Annotated in this window: 19 protein-coding genes and 1 tRNA gene; 7 read left to right on the top strand and 13 right to left on the bottom strand. The window is 50.9% G+C overall.

The window, feature by feature from the left end; all coding sequences use genetic code 11:
* Window positions 1–334: 334 nt before the first annotated feature.
* The 3 genes from A3842_RS12675 to aroA all read right to left on the bottom strand — a co-directional run bounded on the left by A3842_RS12675 (window position 335) and on the right by aroA (window position 2772).
* On the bottom strand, window positions 335–769 hold the full coding sequence (locus tag A3842_RS12675; RefSeq protein ID WP_074088555.1) for a CoA-binding protein: 435 nt from the start codon (window positions 767–769) through the stop codon (window positions 335–337).
* 130 nt (window positions 770–899) lie between these two features.
* Window positions 900–1451, bottom strand: a complete 552-nt coding sequence (locus A3842_RS12670) for a GNAT family N-acetyltransferase (protein ID WP_074088554.1) — start codon at window positions 1449–1451, stop codon at window positions 900–902.
* Between the two features lie 28 nt (window positions 1452–1479).
* Window positions 1480–2772, bottom strand: a complete 1293-nt coding sequence (aroA, locus tag A3842_RS12665; protein ID WP_074101652.1) for a 3-phosphoshikimate 1-carboxyvinyltransferase — start codon at window positions 2770–2772, stop codon at window positions 1480–1482.
* Between the two features lie 114 nt (window positions 2773–2886).
* Here aroA and A3842_RS12660 point away from each other — a divergent pair, with 114 nt between their 5' ends.
* Window positions 2887–3195, top strand: a complete 309-nt coding sequence (locus A3842_RS12660; RefSeq protein WP_074088552.1) for a rhodanese-like domain-containing protein — start codon at window positions 2887–2889, stop codon at window positions 3193–3195.
* 25 nt (window positions 3196–3220) lie between these two features.
* Here A3842_RS12660 and A3842_RS12655 read toward each other — a convergent pair whose 3' ends face one another.
* On the bottom strand, window positions 3221–3733 hold the full coding sequence (locus A3842_RS12655; protein ID WP_074101651.1) for a shikimate kinase: 513 nt from the start codon (window positions 3731–3733) through the stop codon (window positions 3221–3223).
* A gap of 189 nt (window positions 3734–3922) precedes the next feature.
* Window positions 3923–5335 (bottom strand): NADP-dependent phosphogluconate dehydrogenase, encoded by a 1413-nt coding sequence (gndA, locus tag A3842_RS12650; RefSeq protein ID WP_074101650.1) that lies wholly within the window; start codon window positions 5333–5335, stop codon window positions 3923–3925.
* A 515-nt stretch (window positions 5336–5850) separates the two neighbouring features.
* Between gndA and A3842_RS12645 the strand changes: the two genes are divergently transcribed.
* Window positions 5851–6633 (top strand): TetR/AcrR family transcriptional regulator, encoded by a 783-nt coding sequence (locus tag A3842_RS12645; RefSeq protein ID WP_074101649.1) that lies wholly within the window; start codon window positions 5851–5853, stop codon window positions 6631–6633.
* Window positions 6634–6660: 27 nt separating this feature from the next.
* The gene (map, locus tag A3842_RS12640) at window positions 6661–7407 is read left to right on the top strand and encodes a type I methionyl aminopeptidase (RefSeq protein ID WP_074088548.1); all 747 of its coding nucleotides are present in this window, start codon (window positions 6661–6663) and stop codon (window positions 7405–7407) included.
* A gap of 56 nt (window positions 7408–7463) precedes the next feature.
* On the opposite strand, the gene A3842_RS12635 is transcribed toward map, so the two are convergent.
* Window positions 7464–8060 (bottom strand): hypothetical protein, encoded by a 597-nt coding sequence (locus A3842_RS12635; protein WP_074088547.1) that lies wholly within the window; start codon window positions 8058–8060, stop codon window positions 7464–7466.
* Between the two features lie 308 nt (window positions 8061–8368).
* Here A3842_RS12635 and A3842_RS12630 point away from each other — a divergent pair, with 308 nt between their 5' ends.
* Complete coding sequence (locus A3842_RS12630) at window positions 8369–8992, top strand: YktB family protein (protein WP_074088546.1); 624 nt, start codon at window positions 8369–8371, stop codon at window positions 8990–8992.
* A 131-nt stretch (window positions 8993–9123) separates the two neighbouring features.
* Here the strand turns inward: A3842_RS12630 and A3842_RS12625 are convergent, their stop codons facing one another.
* A complete protein-coding gene (locus A3842_RS12625) occupies window positions 9124–10413 on the bottom strand; it encodes an MFS transporter (protein ID WP_074101648.1) in 1290 nt (429 codons plus the stop codon).
* 91 nt (window positions 10414–10504) lie between these two features.
* Here A3842_RS12625 and A3842_RS12620 point away from each other — a divergent pair, with 91 nt between their 5' ends.
* The gene (locus A3842_RS12620; protein WP_074088544.1) at window positions 10505–11980 is read left to right on the top strand and encodes an aminotransferase class I/II-fold pyridoxal phosphate-dependent enzyme; all 1476 of its coding nucleotides are present in this window, start codon (window positions 10505–10507) and stop codon (window positions 11978–11980) included.
* 119 nt (window positions 11981–12099) lie between these two features.
* Here A3842_RS12620 and A3842_RS12615 read toward each other — a convergent pair whose 3' ends face one another.
* Window positions 12100–12423 carry a DUF1292 domain-containing protein gene (locus A3842_RS12615; RefSeq protein ID WP_019911532.1) on the bottom strand — a complete coding sequence of 108 codons (324 nt, stop codon included), beginning with the start codon at window positions 12421–12423 and terminating at the stop codon, window positions 12100–12102.
* A gap of 88 nt (window positions 12424–12511) precedes the next feature.
* A complete protein-coding gene (locus A3842_RS12610; RefSeq protein WP_074088543.1) occupies window positions 12512–13063 on the bottom strand; it encodes a flagellar hook assembly protein FlgD in 552 nt (183 codons plus the stop codon).
* Window positions 13064–13217: 154 nt separating this feature from the next.
* On the opposite strand from A3842_RS12610, the gene A3842_RS12605 reads away from it, so the two are divergent.
* Entirely contained in the window at window positions 13218–13955 is a 738-nt protein-coding gene (locus A3842_RS12605) for an MBL fold metallo-hydrolase (protein ID WP_074101647.1), read from the top strand.
* 75 nt (window positions 13956–14030) lie between these two features.
* Here A3842_RS12605 and A3842_RS12600 read toward each other — a convergent pair whose 3' ends face one another.
* The 4 genes from A3842_RS12600 to A3842_RS12585 all read right to left on the bottom strand — a co-directional run bounded on the left by A3842_RS12600 (window position 14031) and on the right by A3842_RS12585 (window position 16266).
* On the bottom strand, window positions 14031–14264 hold the full coding sequence (locus tag A3842_RS12600) for a DUF3892 domain-containing protein (RefSeq protein WP_074101646.1): 234 nt from the start codon (window positions 14262–14264) through the stop codon (window positions 14031–14033).
* 92 nt (window positions 14265–14356) lie between these two features.
* Window positions 14357–14800: a GNAT family N-acetyltransferase gene (locus tag A3842_RS12595; RefSeq protein WP_074088683.1), complete on the bottom strand. Its 444-nt coding sequence runs from the start codon at window positions 14798–14800 to the stop codon at window positions 14357–14359.
* A 103-nt stretch (window positions 14801–14903) separates the two neighbouring features.
* A complete protein-coding gene (locus A3842_RS12590; protein ID WP_074088540.1) occupies window positions 14904–15119 on the bottom strand; it encodes a hypothetical protein in 216 nt (71 codons plus the stop codon).
* 67 nt (window positions 15120–15186) lie between these two features.
* Window positions 15187–16266, bottom strand: a complete 1080-nt coding sequence (locus A3842_RS12585) for a site-2 protease family protein (RefSeq protein WP_074101645.1) — start codon at window positions 16264–16266, stop codon at window positions 15187–15189.
* Window positions 16267–16540: 274 nt separating this feature from the next.
* Here A3842_RS12585 and A3842_RS12580 point away from each other — a divergent pair.
* Window positions 16541–16612: transfer RNA gene (locus A3842_RS12580), tRNA-Val, on the top strand.
* Window positions 16613–16726: the final 114 nt, after the last annotated feature.

Here is a 16726-nt window from a genome sequence, read left to right as displayed (position 1 = left end):
ACCGGGAAAGTGAGGAATTTCATGTGGAAGACTGGTGCCGGTGCACCTAATGTACTTGATTAATCAGAGTGATGAAAAGCGGTTTGATTCTGAGAATATTATGCCCCTTCGTTGGCTCCTTCCCCGGAAAAAATAAAAAAGAACGTCCTGCTCCAAAGTGAAATGGAGCAAAGGACGTTCCTCGTCTTCATTAAGTATAACAATACCGCCTGAAATAACGACGGTTCCGGTGAAAATGATGCAGCGGATTCACATTAGCCGAACCCAGCGCAACCGTGAGGAAGGAAGCACCCTTAGGTTCAGAGGTCCCGCAGATTGGCTTCACCTTAAGCACTTACAACCGGCTGCGGCCTTTCATCGTGATCGCTTCCTCGACCTTAATGCAGCGGTCCATGATCGCAATCATATCGTGCTCAGCTGCGATGTCGGCAGCCTCCTGGCTGACAATGCCCTGCTGAAGCCAGAGGACACGCGCGCCAATGCCAGCGGCTTCCCGGGCTACGTCCGCGCAGTATTCACTGCGGCGAAACACATTGACAATGTCCACAGGCTCAGGGATTTCCGCCAGTGTATGATAGCATTTCTCGCCCAGAATCTCACCATCCACCGATGGATTGACCGGGATTATGCGATAGCCCCGGCTCTGCATGGCACCTGCCACCATATAAGAGGTGCGGTCTGTTTTGTCGGAGAGCCCGACTACAGCTATATTGCCAGCGGCAGCAAGGATTTCTCCAATCTGCTCCCGGCTTGGGTTCTCAAAGCTCATGTCTATTTCCCCTTTCTGTTTATCGTGCCGTTGTAATAGCCTAAGCTACATGGATGCTTCTTCCAACCGGCACGTAGTCATTTACTATTCCATCATACAGCGCAGCGCAAAAAGATCCAAATTATCAGTTTCAGCTAAAATCGCTTACTTTGCACAACCAAACCATGTGAACAGAATCGGGGCCCCAATAATCCTTAACCGTTATATAGGGTTCTCCAAATTTCTGCAGCCATCTTGTCTGTGCTCGTGTGTAGCCGCTGTCGAGGCAAAACTGATCCAGTCCTTGTTTGCGCAGATACGCCATCAATTCCTTAATCAGGGCTGAACCTACACCTTGCCCCTGATACCTTGGCAAAATGTATAAACTCCCGAGCTCGCCAACATCATCAAGCTGATGTCCGGTACATGATTGAATATCCTCACCACAGGGTGCAAATGAAATCGTGCCGACGACAGCCCCGTCTAGTTGGGCAACGAGGAAATAGGGATCTGAATGTTTGGAGTCCAGAGAAGCTTCAGCCATTAATTTCTTTTTTTCAACTTCATGTTGAATATCTTCTTGCAAATGTCCCAGTCCTTCTTGTTCAAAGGCATCCGAGATCGAAGCTTTAAAAAGCTGAAGTACCGACTGTATATTATCCTGAGTAAGCGAATTTATGCTTAATTGACTAACTTCAGTCATAGTTATGAACACCTCTGTTCAATTATCTCTATTCTACCCACTCCACATTTGCTCCAAGCGACCGCAGATGGTCGAAGTACTGCGGATATGATTTGGCAACATGGTGAGCATCTTTGATCCGCAGGGGCTGGCGGGCGCGGAGGCCAACTACGGTCAGCGCCATGATCACCCGGTGATCATAGTGTGCATTGATTGTCACACCGCCCTCAACGCCCTCCGGCTTACCGTGGACAATGATCTCATCCCGCCGCTCCTCTACACTTGCTCCGGCCCGGGTAAGTTCAGCCAGATAGTCAGTAATGCGGTCGCATTCCTTGTATCTCAGATTCTCTACATTATAGAAACGTGAGGTTCCTTCAGCAAAAACGGCAGCTGCCACCATCGCGAGGACCGCATCCGTTGCCGCATCACCATCGAATTCCACAGCCTTTAGAATACCGTTGCCCTGTACATGCACCGTACCATTCTCATGGGTAAGCGGTACTTCCATCATGCGCAGTACATCAACAATCGCTCTCTCCCCTTGCTTGCTCTGTTCGGCAAGCCGGTGGATTTTCACATCCGATTTCGTGACTGCCGCCGCTGCAAGGACAGCTGCCGATCCAGGGTAATCTCCCTGTACTGTATAGGATTTGGCTTCATAGGCCTGGCCGCCCGGCACCTTAAATGACATATAGTCCTCAGCAGCGTGAACGACAATCCCTGCCTGTTCCAGAACCTCCAGCGTCTGTCCTACTACCACTTTAGACTTCAAGTCATCCAGCACAATAATTTCGCTGTCTTCTTCAAGCAGCGGGGTCAGGAACAGCAAGGCGCTTAAATACTGCGAGCTGACCGCACCTGATACTGTGATCCGTCCACCAGCCGGTTTGCCACCGCGAATCGTGATCGGTAATCTGCCGTTATTATGTTCTACCTCTACACCTAGCTGGCCAAGCGCAGTAATCAGATCGTCATGCGGCCGTTTGCCCAAGGAATCGGGATACGTATTCACAAAGGTGACCTCAGGACTGAGGGCAGCCACAGCCATCAAAAACCGCAGCACCGCACCGGCATTGCCCACGTTCAGTTCCTTCACATCGCGGGGATGGCGGCCAAAGCCCTGAATGACGATTTTCTCCTCATCCTCCGTAAGCACAGCTCCCAGATCGGCAATGCATCTGCGGATCGCATCACTGTCTTCGCTGTGTGCCGGGTGATAGATTGTGCTGACTCCTTCCGATAATGCGGCGACCAGCAGGTAGCGTGTAGTGTAATTTTTGGAAGACAGGGCTCCAAATTCCCCTTGCAGGGTGGGTGTAGGCCTAACAATAACATCCATGATCTAAGCTCTCCTTATTGTATAGAATATATATTATGTATTGCTCGGTTTGACAGGGTAATCCGCAATTGTGTTATCATGAAGGCATTCTTCTAATGAAAAGAGGTCCCAACCATGAATGAGATTCCCCAAATCACAGCAGGACAATTGCGGCAGCGTCTGGAGTCAGGTGAAGACCTTGTACTGATAGACGTCCGTGAAGACGACGAAGTCGCTTTCGGGATGATTCCCGGAGCACAGCACATTCCAATGGGTGAGATTCCGCAGCATACGGACGAGCTGCCTAAGGAAGCGGAGCTCATCTTCATTTGCCGCTCTGGCGCGCGCAGTCAGCGTGTCTGCGAATACTTGCAGCAGTTCGGCTTCAAGACATCCAACCTCAGCGGCGGAATGATTGACTGGAATGAAACTGCGGATGCCTAAGTCTATCACACATACGCTTAAAAGCTCAACCGCGGTAGTGCATTAAAATATACTCCGACACTTCTGCCACACTCCGCTTCGTTGTATCGACCGTGTAATGTGCGAAACGGTAAGCATCCCTGCGCTGTTCCAGAATCGCACGTACCCGTTCCTGTGCATTGCCGGCGAGCAGCGGCCGGTTCTCATCCCCACTGACACGGGCAATAATCTCTTCCTCAGTAGCTGTTAGCGCGACCACAAGTCCTTTTTGCAGCATGATTTCCGCATTCCCCGGAGCCAGCACGGCGCCGCCGCCTGTGGAGATAATACGGCTTTCCCCTTCCAGCATTTCCTTCAGCACAGCCGATTCGATCTTGCGGAAATATTCCTCCCCGCCTTCAGCGAAGAGTTCGGCAATACTCCGTCCTTCATTCTGTATAATCACATGATCCAGGTCAATCAGTTCATAGCCCAGTTCCTCTGCCAGCAGTGCGCCGACCGTCGACTTCCCCGTGGCCATCATCCCGACCAGAATGATATTTTTATTGGCGTAATTCATAACGACCCTCCAACCGCGACATTTGTCATATCATAACACAGGGTGAAAACATTGCACAAACGCTAAATCTAAGAGCAGAAACGGCTTCGCCATCATCAAATAGAGACAACTTCCGCAAAAAAAGGCCCGAAAGCCCCCGCATTCACACGAGTAGCCATTCGGGCCGCTGTCTGCGGCTTATGCCTGAATTTATTCAGACAACCAGTTGTGGTGGAAGACGCCTTCCTTATCCACACGTTTGAAGGTATGAGCACCGAAATAGTCGCGCTGTGCCTGAAGCAGGTTCGCAGGCAGGCGTTCTGTACGGTAGCTGTCATAGTAAGCCAGGGCACTGGAGAAGCCTGGAACCGGAACCCCTTGCATTACTGCAGCGGATACTACTTTCCGCCATGCGGACTGGTAGGAGTCCATGATGTCCTTGAAGAACGGATCAAGAAGCAGGTTCTTAAGCTCCGGATTGTTCTCGTAGGCATCGGTGATGTTCTGGAGGAAACGGGAGCGGATAATGCAGCCGCCGCGCCAGATTTTGGCCAGGCTGCCGTACTTCAGATCCCAGTTATATTCCTCGGAAGCTACACGAAGCTGTGCAAACCCTTGGGCATAGGATACAATTTTGCTGGCGAACAGAGCTTTGCGGACATTCTCAATGAACTCGGCTTTGTCGCCCTGGAATGGCTCGGTTGCCGGGCCGCTCAGCACTTTGCTCGCTGCAACACGTTCTTCCTTCATAGCAGACAGGAACCGTGAGAATACGGATTCGGTAATCATGGACAGCGGCACGCCGAGATCCAGTGAGCTTTGGCTTGTCCATTTGCCTGTCCCTTTTTGACCGGCAGCATCGAGGATTACATCCACCATCGGCTTGCCGGTTTCTTCATCATATACTGCAAAAATGTCCTTGGTAATCTCGATCAGATAGCTGTCCAGCTCACCGTTGTTCCAGTCCGCGAAGATGCTGTGAAGTTCTTTGGCATCCAGTCCAAGAACATCCTTCAGCAAATGGTAGGCTTCGCCAATCAGCTGCATGTCGCCGTATTCGATACCGTTATGCACCATTTTTACATAGTGTCCGGCACCGTCAGGTCCAATATATGTACAGCAAGGCTCTCCGTCCACTTTGGCCGAGATTGCCGTAAGAATAGGTTCAACCAGCTTATAGGCGCTTTCTTGACCGCCAGGCATAATGGAAGGTCCTTTGAGTGCGCCTTCTTCACCGCCGGAAACACCTGTACCGATGAAGCGGAAGCCTTTTTCCTCCAATTCCTTATTGCGGCGAACCGTGTCAGGGAAATAGGCGTTGCCCCCGTCGATGATGATATCGCCCTGATCCAGATGTGGCAACAGCTGCTCGATTGTAGCATCGGTTGCTTTACCGGCCTGAACCATGATTAGAATTTTACGCGGCACTTCCAGCGATTCAACAAATTCCCCGATGGAAAAAGTACCTACAAGGTTTTTGCCTTCCGCTTCGCTGATAAGGTCATGAGTCTTCTCCGGGGAACGGTTATATACCGATACTGTGAAGCCTCTGCTCTCGATGTTAAGAGCCAAGTTTTTACCCATTACTGCCAAGCCAATCACACCGATTTGTTGTTTTGCCATCTGGTTCTCCACCCTTTGCATCTTATATTTTTGTGAAATCCATTTCTCGCAGTATTAGAATACCATCCTTTATCAGAGACAGCAAAGTTCAGCCTGCTTGAAAACGATCAATTTCATTGACAAATTCCTGCGTAAATCGTGGAAATTGCTCACAACGAGTATTTTAACGTTTTTGCCGCCAGAAGTGAACCCCCGTTCAAAACCGAAACCGGTCCTTGACCAGAGGAGTATGCGGGTACCTGAAAACGGGAGGAAAATCTAATGGTTGTGAGTGACGCCAAATAAGTGCGCATACTACCGTTAGAAAAGAAACCTCCGTTAATTAGGCTGATTAAGCGTTTTGACCATTAGCGTAGCAATGTTCCAAACAGGTCGCTCATTCGAGGCAAATCCGTTGATCAAGCACCGATTCCAGGTTGAGCAGGAAACCCTCCAGCTAACCTCTTGTTATTCGCAAGCCGATGTTTTATATTGACATAAGAGCAGGTCAATAATAAAAGAGGTGAACGGACGAGATGACTCCACGCACGAAGGAACAAAACGAAGATATCCGGCTGCGGCGTCTGGCGCAAATCCGTAAAGCGGCTGCCGATGTCTTTTTGAATAAAGGGCTTTTACTGGAAATTCGCGATGTGGCCGCGCAGGCGGGACTCGGCTATGGCACGGTGTACCATTATTACAGCAATAAGGGCGATTTGCTCCACGATCTGCTATGGGACGCGTTGGAGCGGTCCGGGGGATGGCTGGAGGCCGCGTTAGAGGCTCCGCTGAAGCCCCCGTTGGAGGCTCCACTAAAGGTTCCGCTGGAGGTCACGCGCGCTTCGGCTTCGTTGGAAACGCCGGCGGGCGGGCATTTGGGCTTAGCTGCTGCGGTGGACACGGAAAACTCGGCTGCGGCGGATTCCCGAAGCCGAAACCCCGAAACGGCCGCTGCCGCAGAGCTTGGCCCCGTCGCCGCTGCCAGTGTCCGGCTGCTGCAGCTTTGGGCGAAGGACCACGCCCTGTACCTGCTGCATAAGCTGGCCGGTGAGGGCTTTGCCTCGCTGCCTGAAGCACGCTCGGCCCTGCTCTCGGCCGCTTTCCGCCGGGAGGTGCTCGCGCCGCTGGCCAAGCTGCTGGAATCCGGGCGTGCGGCGGATGGGGCTGCCGCTCCCGGAGGAGACACGGCGGAGCTGCCGTATCGGCTACAGCGCGCGGAAATGCTGCTGGCCGCCTTGGTCGGCTGCGCCTCGCTTTCGCTTCGCCGCGGAAAGCTGCATGAGGAGGCCAGGGATATCGTCCTGTTTTTAAAACTGTAAAATGGAAAAGGAGCGAACAAATACAAGATGATTATTTTAAAATCACCCAGGGAAATCGAAGAAATGAAGCCGGCGAGCCAAATCATCGCGGACTGCTACCGCGAGGTAACCAAACTGATCCAGCCGGGGATCACCACCCGGGAAATCAATGACTTTGTTGCAGGGCATATCACCAAGCTGGGCGGCAAGCAGTTTACCAAAGGGTACAACGGCTTCCCCGCCGAAACCTGCATTTCGGTCAACGATGTGGTGGCCCACGGTATTCCTTCGAACCGGGTGCTTATGGACGGCGATTTACTGAAGCTCGACATTGTCGTGGAATATGGCGGATGGTTCGGCGATTCGTGCTACTGCTATGCGGTGGGCACTATCCGGCCGGAGGCGCAAAAATTAATGAAGGTGGCAAAGGAATGTCTGGAGCTGGGGATCGCCCGGGCACTCCCCGGGGGCCGGCTCGGCGACATAACGTCGGCGATTCAACAGCATGCGGAAGCGAACGGGTTCTCAGTCGTACGCGATCTGCTGGCGCACGGGATCGGGCGGAGTCTGCACGAGGAGCCGAGCTACGAGCATATCGGCGTAGCCGGCAAAGGCATTCGGTTAAAGGAAGGCATGGTGTTTACGATTGAACCGATGATCAACGAAGGTACGTTCCATATCACGATTGACGACGATGAATGGACGGCAAGAACGGCCGACGGCAAGTTGTCAGCGCAATATGAGCATACGATCGCTATCACGCCGGACGGACCGCTGATTTTAACTGCCCAGTAAGTAAACAAGACACCCCTTAAGCGGGATGCCCTGGCCTAATCTGAATTACGGCTGTATCACCATTCAAGCATATTCAGTTCCCTTGTCAATACCAGAAGCCTGGCTTTGCATGCTGCTATCCGTTCCGTATCCTTGGCCTGAATGGCCTTGTGGAGCTGGTCCAGAACCTCATCCACCTCTAGCCTGCGGTCGCGGATCCGCTCTTCCCCATCCACAGAGAAGAACAGCTTTGTCAGCTCCTGATCAGAGAGCAGCGGGCCTTTCTGGTAGAGCACGCGCTGCTGGTAGCCGGAGATTTCCACCAGCCGGATCACTTCGCCGAACAAAATATTTTCAATAATGATCTGGCGGTCGCGAAACCGCTTAACGACGGCATGCCCCCGCATATCACCAATCAGCTTCTCCATCCACTCAGACAGGCGCGCATCACGGATCATATAATCTCCCACCAGTTTGAAGCCTTCCTTAATCCGCTGGAAACGCAGCTTCACAAGCTTGCGGCCGGTGCGCACCGAGATAAGAAAAACCGTTTCATTCTCGCTCCAATAAAGGGAATAGCCTTCCTTAATCAAGTCCTTGATCAGATCCTGGAGATGCTGTCTGTCAAAGCGCAGCTCCAGATTGCAATACTCGACTTCGTCGTTTTTGTTCACGGCACTCCCCCCTAACTGCTTTGTTACAGCAAAGCCAGCTTCATTAGCTTAACTTAGAGCAGAACCGACTGCCGGACCTCAACCTGCTTTATAAAACTTTGCGTTCGTCTTGCTCTTATTTTATACTTCATTTTATGTAGCGGTAACTTGGTTTATTGACTATTTTTACCCGCTTTCCACCTTTTCCAAACGCTTTACTTCAGTTTTGCTCCAAATAACTTGTCTGTAATGCAAGTACAGAGGGCTATGCAGACTTTAATCTGCTGTTTTATGATATCTCACCATTATTCATACGAGGAGACGCTGCAATGCCATTTCAAGGATTTACCACTGATGATTTTGATGTATTTCAGATTGACGGTCTGGATCCGCGCATGAATGCGCTGATCGCAAGAGTCCGGCCTAAGCTGAACGAGCTGGGCGATGAAGTCGCCCCTCTATTATCCTCACTTACGGGGGAGGAAATGTTCCCGCATGTAGCCAGACATGCCCGCCGGACCGTTCATGCGCCGAATGATACCTGGGTGGCATGGGGTCCGAATAAAAGGGGATACAAGGCGCTGCCGCATTTTCAGGTTGGCATGTTTCAGAGCCATCTCTTTATTGTTTTTGCCATCATTTATGAAAGCACTAATAAAGTGACTTTTGCTGAAGCGCTGCTCCGGAACATGGACGACATCCAATCAGAGCTTCCAGGCGGGTATTTCTGGTCCACAGATCATTTGGATTCAAAGGGAATACCGCATGCCGGCATGGGTAAGCCCGCATTCACCGAGCTCTCGCGCAAGCTTAAGGAGGTTAAGAAAGCCGAGGTCACGTGCGGACTTCGCATCGATAGAGAGGACCCGCTGTTATCCGATGGCGGTAAGCTTCTCACCGTAGTCCGGCAGACTTTCGAGACTCTGCTTCCGCTCTACCGCATGTCCTTCTAAATTTCCGTGCGTTGTCATTCTCTGCTTAGTGCCTGTTCTGCCCGCTTCTAGACGGCAAAAAAGCCGCTGCTTCCGGAATCCTCCGGCTGCCAGCGGCTTTTGCAGTTTTTAAATACTATATCTAATCACATCTAGCTTGTCCAGGTCTTCCGCCCGGTTCTATGGACAATAAGCAGATGCAGCCCGAACAGCAGCACCATAACAAAAGCACTGGCCAGAAAGGGAGCACTGTGCCCTACTGAATCCCAGAGTTTCCCTGAGATCACAGGACCAGCCACCATACCGGAGCCCTGCAGCGTCAGGAACAGTCCCCATACGGTTCCTCTCTCTCCCTTAGGTACCTGCTTGGCCAAAAAAGCATTCCAGGCCGGAAGAATCAAGGCATAGCTGATACCTACAAGCGCTACTGCACAGAAGGCGAGCGGCAGCCAGCGCACCTGTGAAAAAAAGGCCAGCGAGCCCGCGGCGAGCAGGAATCCGATGTTCAGGAAAATGGTTGTTCCGATCCGGTCCACCAGTTTGCCGGCCGGAATCAGTGCCAGTACGGTAATGCCGCCCCCTGCAATCAGCAGCAGGCTGAATTGGTTCGGCGTCACATGCAGCTCGGAACGGGCAAACAGGGTGACCACAGGGGTCATGAGGCCTATCGCAAAGGCCTGCAGAAAGAGTGCAGGAAACAACAAGCGGCTGACCTTCAGCGAGGTTCTGACCTGATGCCATGTCCGCTTCAGACTTTCCAGCGGTTTCATCCGTCTGCCCACGACTGCCGCTCCCTCATCTCCCCGATCCCGCACAACCGCATGAGGCGCATGACTCCCTATCCTTGACGGCAGCAGCAGTGCAACGGCCGCGACAGCTGCGGCACAGCCCATAAGCACCAGAAATACGGCCCGGTAGCTCTGTCCGCCATGATCCATCAGAAAGTTGACTGTGATGGGGCCGATCCCGGTTCCAGCTAGTGAGGCCATCTCCACAGCACCCATGGCCGCCCCGCTGCTTCCGCTTTTCGTCGAACCGGCCAGCTCGGTAATACCAGTCATGGTACAAGGCCAGAGCGGTGAGGTGCCAATGCCCAGAATCAGACAGGCAACCGATAACCATAGTGCATCTTTGGCATAAATGATCAGTCCAACCGCCACCAGAATCAGCAGCAGAGCCCCTGTCATCGTCCAGCGGTATCCAATGCGTTCCATGACCCAGCCCGACGGGCTGCGGAACAGATTGTCTCCCAGGTATTGCATTGCAAACGAGAAGCCAACGACTGTTACTGAAAGTCCAAGGATATTCTCCATATAAACCGGCAGAAGGGCTACCAGCAGTGATCCTTTTACAAATTCCACCAGAAAAATAATTACCCACATCTCCATAATGAACGGAGAGGCTAAATTGATATGCATACGTTCAGCTACTTTGCCAGACATTCCATCACATCCTAGTATTATGGTGATTGATTTGTTATACTGATGCTTGCTTGAAAAAATTACTCTTCACGAAAGGTTGTGACAGCATTAAATGGATCAACATGTAACTCCCCTCTTCACCGCTCTCAAAAAGCATGCCGCCGGAAACCCAGTTCAATTTCATATTCCCGGGCATAAGAAGGGGCTAGGAACCGATGCCGAATTCCGTGAGTTTATCGGCGATAACGCTCTATCCATAGATTTGATCAACATCGCACCGCTTGATGATCTTCATCAGCCTACCGGCGTAATTCTTGAAGCTCAAAAACTGGCTGCGGAGGCTTTCGGCGCCGACTATACCTATTTTAGCGTACAAGGCACGAGCAATGCCATCATGACTATGATCCTCTCTGTCTGCTCGGAAGGAGACAAAATTATTGTACCGCGCAACATTCACAAATCCGTGATGTCAGCGATTATTTTCTCCGGAGCCAAGCCTGTTTTTGTCTCTCCTGTACAGGATGAGAATCTTGGGATAGACCACGGTATTACCACCAGCGCACTCGAGAAGGCCTTAAGGCGCCATCCCGATGCCAAGGGTGTACTTGTTATCAATCCAACATATTTTGGCGTTTGTGCCGATCTGCGTTCGATTGTCGACCTGGCCCACAGTTACGGCGTTCCCGTACTGGTGGACGAGGCACATGGAGTATTGATTCATTTTCATGAGGATCTCCCGGTATCGGCCATGCAGGCCGGAGCGGATATGGCAGCCACCAGTGTACACAAGCTTGGCGGCTCCATGACACAGAGCTCGGTGCTCAATCTGAATGCCAAGACCGGCCTGGTCAACCCGCAGCGGGTTCAAACCATTCTCAGCATGCTGACCACAACTTCAACTTCATACATCTTGCTGGCATCCCTGGATACCTCCAGACGTAATTTGGCCCTAAACGGCCACGAGATGGCTGCAAGAACCATTGCCCTATCGAACTATGCCCGTGATACCATTAACAGCATTGAAGGCCTCTACAGCTTCGGCAAAGAAATTCTTGGTACGGAAGCAACGTTCAATATTGACCCGACCAAGCTGAACATCCATGTGCGCCATCTCGGCATCACCGGTTACGAAACCGAGAACTGGCTGCGCCAGAAATACAACATTGAAGTTGAGCTTAGCGACATGTATAACATTCTTTGCCTGATTACGCCAGGAGATACCCAGGAATCGGTAGATAAGCTCATTGCCGCACTGAAAGTACTCTCCGCCATTCATTACAGCAAAGGTGAAATCTATGAGCTCAAGGTGCAGGTGCCGGAAATTCCGCAACTGGCACTGATTCCGCGGGATGCATTCTATGCCGATACCCAGCTGGTTCCTTTCCGTGAATCCGCTGGCTACATCATCGCAGAATTCATTTACGTATATCCTCCGGGGATTCCGATTCTGCTCCCAGGTGAAGTAATTACCCAGGATAACATCGATTATATCATCGATCATGTGGAAATCGGGCTGCCGGTCAAAGGTCCGGAGGACCGCAGTATCACGAACGTCAAAGTCATCGTGGAGGCGGACCCGATCTCCTGATCGCCTCCCCTTCATACATTCAACATACAAAAACCCGATACTTCTTCAGTATCGGGTTTTTGTATGCAAGCCTCGCAGGTCTTGTCCAATATCGAGAGGCCCACTTTGCTTCATGAAATCTATTCTTGCTGGGCAAGCAGCTCGTTGTAAGCTTCTTCAACAGCTTTCCATTCAGCTTCATCTTCAATGTTGTAAAGCACCATTTCTTCATCTTCTTCTTCCATGCGCAGAATGATGCCGTCTGCCTCAGGGTTTTCGCGTTCCAGCAGCAGTGCATATAACTTCTCGCCTACGTCGAACGTTTCCACCAGCACCATTTCCACATCTTCGCCCTGCTCGTTCGTCAAGGTCAGCACAAACTCCTCGTGCTCATGGTCGTGATCATGTCCGCAACCGCATGCTTCACCATGTTCATGGCCATGCTCATGTTTGTGATCGCTCATTGTAATACCTCACTTTGAATTGAATTATCCTACATTTGGTATCGTAACACGTAAGATAAGCAAGGTCAATTTGAGGGTGCTGAATTGATCAATCCAGCGCAGTGATTACTTTCTCTGACACAAGTACATAATCCGTACCTTTGGAAGGTTTGATATAGAAGCCAACCCGGTATTTTCCGGAATCCTTGAAATCATAGGTGAACTCCGAAGTCGGAAACCAGAAGTCCTCTTTCTTCGAGCCCCCCAGTTCCTGGGACTGGATATCCTTCACGTTGCCCGACGGGTCCGTGATCGCAACCTTTACCGCCGCAACATCCTCGGTCAGACTGTCTACCTGGGTCAGCACCTTGATCTTTAGCTTGCCTACATTCACATTGCCAAAAACATTATCACCTTTAAACAGAACAATATGCACATTGGGTCTCAGGATGCTCAGTTTACCAGAACCATCCCAGCTGACAATACCCCCTGCTTCTCTGGCGGGAATGTAGGCTTTGCCGTCAATCAAGTAACCGCCATCCGATATTTCCTTGCCGTTGCTCCATACTCTGATCTTCTGATTAACGGCATCTGCAAATAATAATGAACCGCCCATTAAGGAAAACACAACCATACACAGCGCTATTTTTTTCCATCTCATCACTAGAGACCCTCCAAGTAATTCATGCTGTTAATGTATACTGTAAAAATTGCGACAAGTTGCGGAATGACAGGGAATTATTTCATTCCTTTTGTGAAGAATGATACGATAGAATAAATAGATTCGGCCATGAATTCCAGGAGGGTTTTTCACCATGACAATTGACTTGCAAATGCTGGGCACAGGGGATGCCTTTTCCACAAAATACTATAATAACAACGCGTTGCTTCAGGTTAACGGGTATACACTGCTGATCGACTGTGGAGTGACCGCACCCAAGGCTATGAAGGCACTGGGGAAATCTTTCCGTGAGGTGAACGAAACACTGATCACTCATATTCATGGCGATCATATCGGCGGATTGGAAAATCTGGCCCATACCATCAACCGGGAACCACACGGCGGCAAAATGACACTGCTGCTGGCAGAGACCTTGATAGAACCGTTATGGCAGCACCCTTTGCTTCATAAACTTCATGAGGAGGGCAACCGGTCCCTGTCCGATGTTTTTATTATCAAACCGCTGGAAGCGGGTATCTCCTATCCTTTGGCGCCCTCACTAACCGTGGAGCTGATCCGCACACCGCATATCCCCGGAAGGGACAGCTATTCACTACTGCTGAATGAGAAGGTTTTTTACAGTGCGGATCTGACCTTTCAGCCTGAGCTTCTGCTCAGCCTTGTCCGTGAGCGCGGGATCGCAAGAATTCTGCATGATTGCCAGCTTCGCGGACATGGGCAGGTCCACACTACCCTCAAAGAGCTGATGTCCTTGCCGGAGGAAGTACGGAAACTCATTCTGCTGATGCATTACAGCGATGAGAAACCGGGTTTTGAAGGCCTGACGGGAGAAATGGAGTTTTTGGAACAGCACAGGATCTATAGTCTTTAATGGAGTTTGACATACAAAAACGGCCGGGCAGCAGCGTCAATGTACGCCTGTCCGGCCTTTCCTATCTATACCGCCTTAAAACTGCGGAAGCCGATCCAGATTATTGGTGGGATCGCCGTCCGCATCCCCGCGGATATACATCTCGCCATCTTTACCTTTGAACACATTCACTCCGGCAATAGCGCCTGCCTGGACCTCCTGCAACGCCTGCTGATAATCCAGCACCCGCCCTGAAGAGGTCTGGAAGCTGGTCAAATCTCCGTCACCGTTACGCTGAGCCGCAATAAACCGTTCGCGTGTACTGCTCATTTGGAATCTGCTCCTTCGCATTTGGATTGTCCATGGTCAGACTCACCTTAGCGTGTCCTCCGAAGCAACATAATATGTACCCACTTGCCCGTTTACAGCGCCTTTTCCATCCGCACATGCAGGATACCGGCATCATAGAAAGGCTCCTGGGAAATTACCTTGTAACCCAGCTTCTTGTAAAACTCTTCTGCGTGGCACTGGGCGTCCAGAATGGAGGCTTCAAGACCGATCTCCCGGGCCAGCTCTTCCAGCGCCAGTAAAAGAACCCTTCCGTACCCCTTGCTGCGATAAGCTTTATGGACGGCTATCCGCTGCATTTTGGCCGCTCCGGCTTTATAATAGATCAGTCTTCCAGTTGCTACCGGAATCCCCTCATCCACAAGAAGCATATGATGGGCGTTGTCCCCCACTACATCATATTCATCAAGTTCCTCTTCCACTGGAACCTTCTGTTCTTCCACAAATACCTTTTTACGGATATCCAGCCCCATTTGGAGTTGTTCATCTGTAGTTACATGTACAATTTCTGCTGCCATTGTCTTTTGGGTCTCCTCTCCATAGGTCAAAATGATAGTTGACCCATTATACAGAAATTCCATTTCTCTGTACAGAGCAAGAAAGCAGGCCTTCCAGACGCCGCTATTGCGTGGAATAGACATCTTCCGGGATTGAACGGCTATATACATCCTCTAGTACCGGGGACAGCCTGTTGTCGGCCGGGTTAAGCGGCCCTTCCAGGTCAGACATCCGGTGGAGCTCCACCACTCCGGGCGCCTCATCCCGAACCGCACATCCCGCCATTCCCATAAGCACAAGCAAACAGACTGCGGCTCTCACCAGTAATCTTCTGCTCATAAGCATACTCCTCCTATCCTTTAGCTTTTTACAGCTTTGACGGTTTGGAGTGCTGCTAAACGGGGGATCACAGATTTACATTTCCCACTACATGCACCAGGTACATCAGGAAGCCGATACATCCTGCAAGTGCAAAATAGGCTGCACCGAATTTCCAGCGCGAGCTAGCCGGCACCTCATAATATTTATCGTTCTCAAATACCGTATATTGGACCTCACATTGTGCATTCAAGTGCAGTCCGTTCTCTGCCGTCACCTGGTCAAGTCCGGTCAGTTTGACCTTCTCAATGATGCACTGTACAGGAAGTCTGGCGGTTCCGTGATAATCCAGGCTTTCGTAACGGATGCCGAGATATTGCTGGCGCTCCAGATCACTGTAGGTAGTAAACGGCAAGTCCCTTTTGTGTTCGGGCCCCGGAATCAGATACCCTTGTTCCCGCAAATGCTCTACAGGAATCAGGAATCTGAACACAACCGTTCTCACCTGACTGTTCTTGCGCCGGCTGATATATTTCTTGTACAAATCATAGGCAAACAGCACCCAGATAATCAGGAACAGGATCGACTTCAGGTACAGAATCACACCCAAACCGCCAATCAGCCCTACCAGCCAGAGCCAGCGCGTGACCGCAGTCGCAATACGCCCTCCATCCAGCGGATGGATCGGCAGCAAATTCAGAAGGTTGAGGAGAAATCCGATATAGGCCAGCGAATACAACAGCGGACTGTGATAATAATAGGCGAATGCAAAAACAACTGCCGCTCCTGCGCTGCCCAAAAGCGGGCCGCCAAAGGCTACATAAGCCTCCATTTTCGCGTCAAGCGGCTGTTTTTTCATGGTAATTAAAGCTCCCAGAAAAGGGATGAATAATGGAGCACTGACCGTCAGACCAATCCTCTTGGCGGCGATTACGTGTCCGAGCTCATGGACAAACAGCAGCAGGACAAATCCGATGGCGAATTGCCAAGGATAGATCAGTGCATAGGCCCATACGGAAACCATCATGGATATCAGCGGACCGGCGATTTTCCCCAGCTTTAAAAGTGACAGTATCGCCTTTCCTTTCAGGAGCAGCATGGCTGCCCCGCCTCCCAGCCATTTTAGTCCGGCGGAAGTTTTATTCTTTTGTTCATTGGGCTCTGGCAAATTCTTTGCTCCTTTTCTTCGTTTGATTCAAGATTATCATGTTGACGGCAGTGATTCCACTATTCCGGAGGGAGCAGGAGAACGAGACAAAAAAACCTCCAGCAACCGATTACCATCAATCAAGCTGCGGAAGGGAACGGAATTCAGACTCTATTAATAGAAGAAACCGGCACCGCATCATGGGCATTCCATAGCTTCTCTCCCGTCCGGGGAACCGTTCCCGAAAAAAATATTGCCTTCACCTTACATCCTGTGGTATTATAAATTTCGTTGCAGGACGGTAGCTCAGCGGGAGAGCACTATCTTGACAGGGTAGGGGTCATGGGTTCGAACCCCATCCGTCCTATACTGCATCACCCCTACAAACTCCTTATTTGATAAGGAGTTTTTTTCTTTGCTCCCTGTTACCACCGCACTCTGAATTCGTTAGAAAAATGGTTTGGGTACGGATTGGGGACGG

Origin of the sequence: Paenibacillus sp. P3E (genome assembly GCF_001909045.1) — a bacterium.
Classification (GTDB): Bacteria; Bacillota; Bacilli; order Paenibacillales; family Paenibacillaceae; genus Paenibacillus_AQ; species Paenibacillus_AQ helianthi.
The sequence above is the reverse complement of the archived record's forward strand: the minus strand, read 5'-3'. Positions and strand labels throughout refer to the sequence as shown.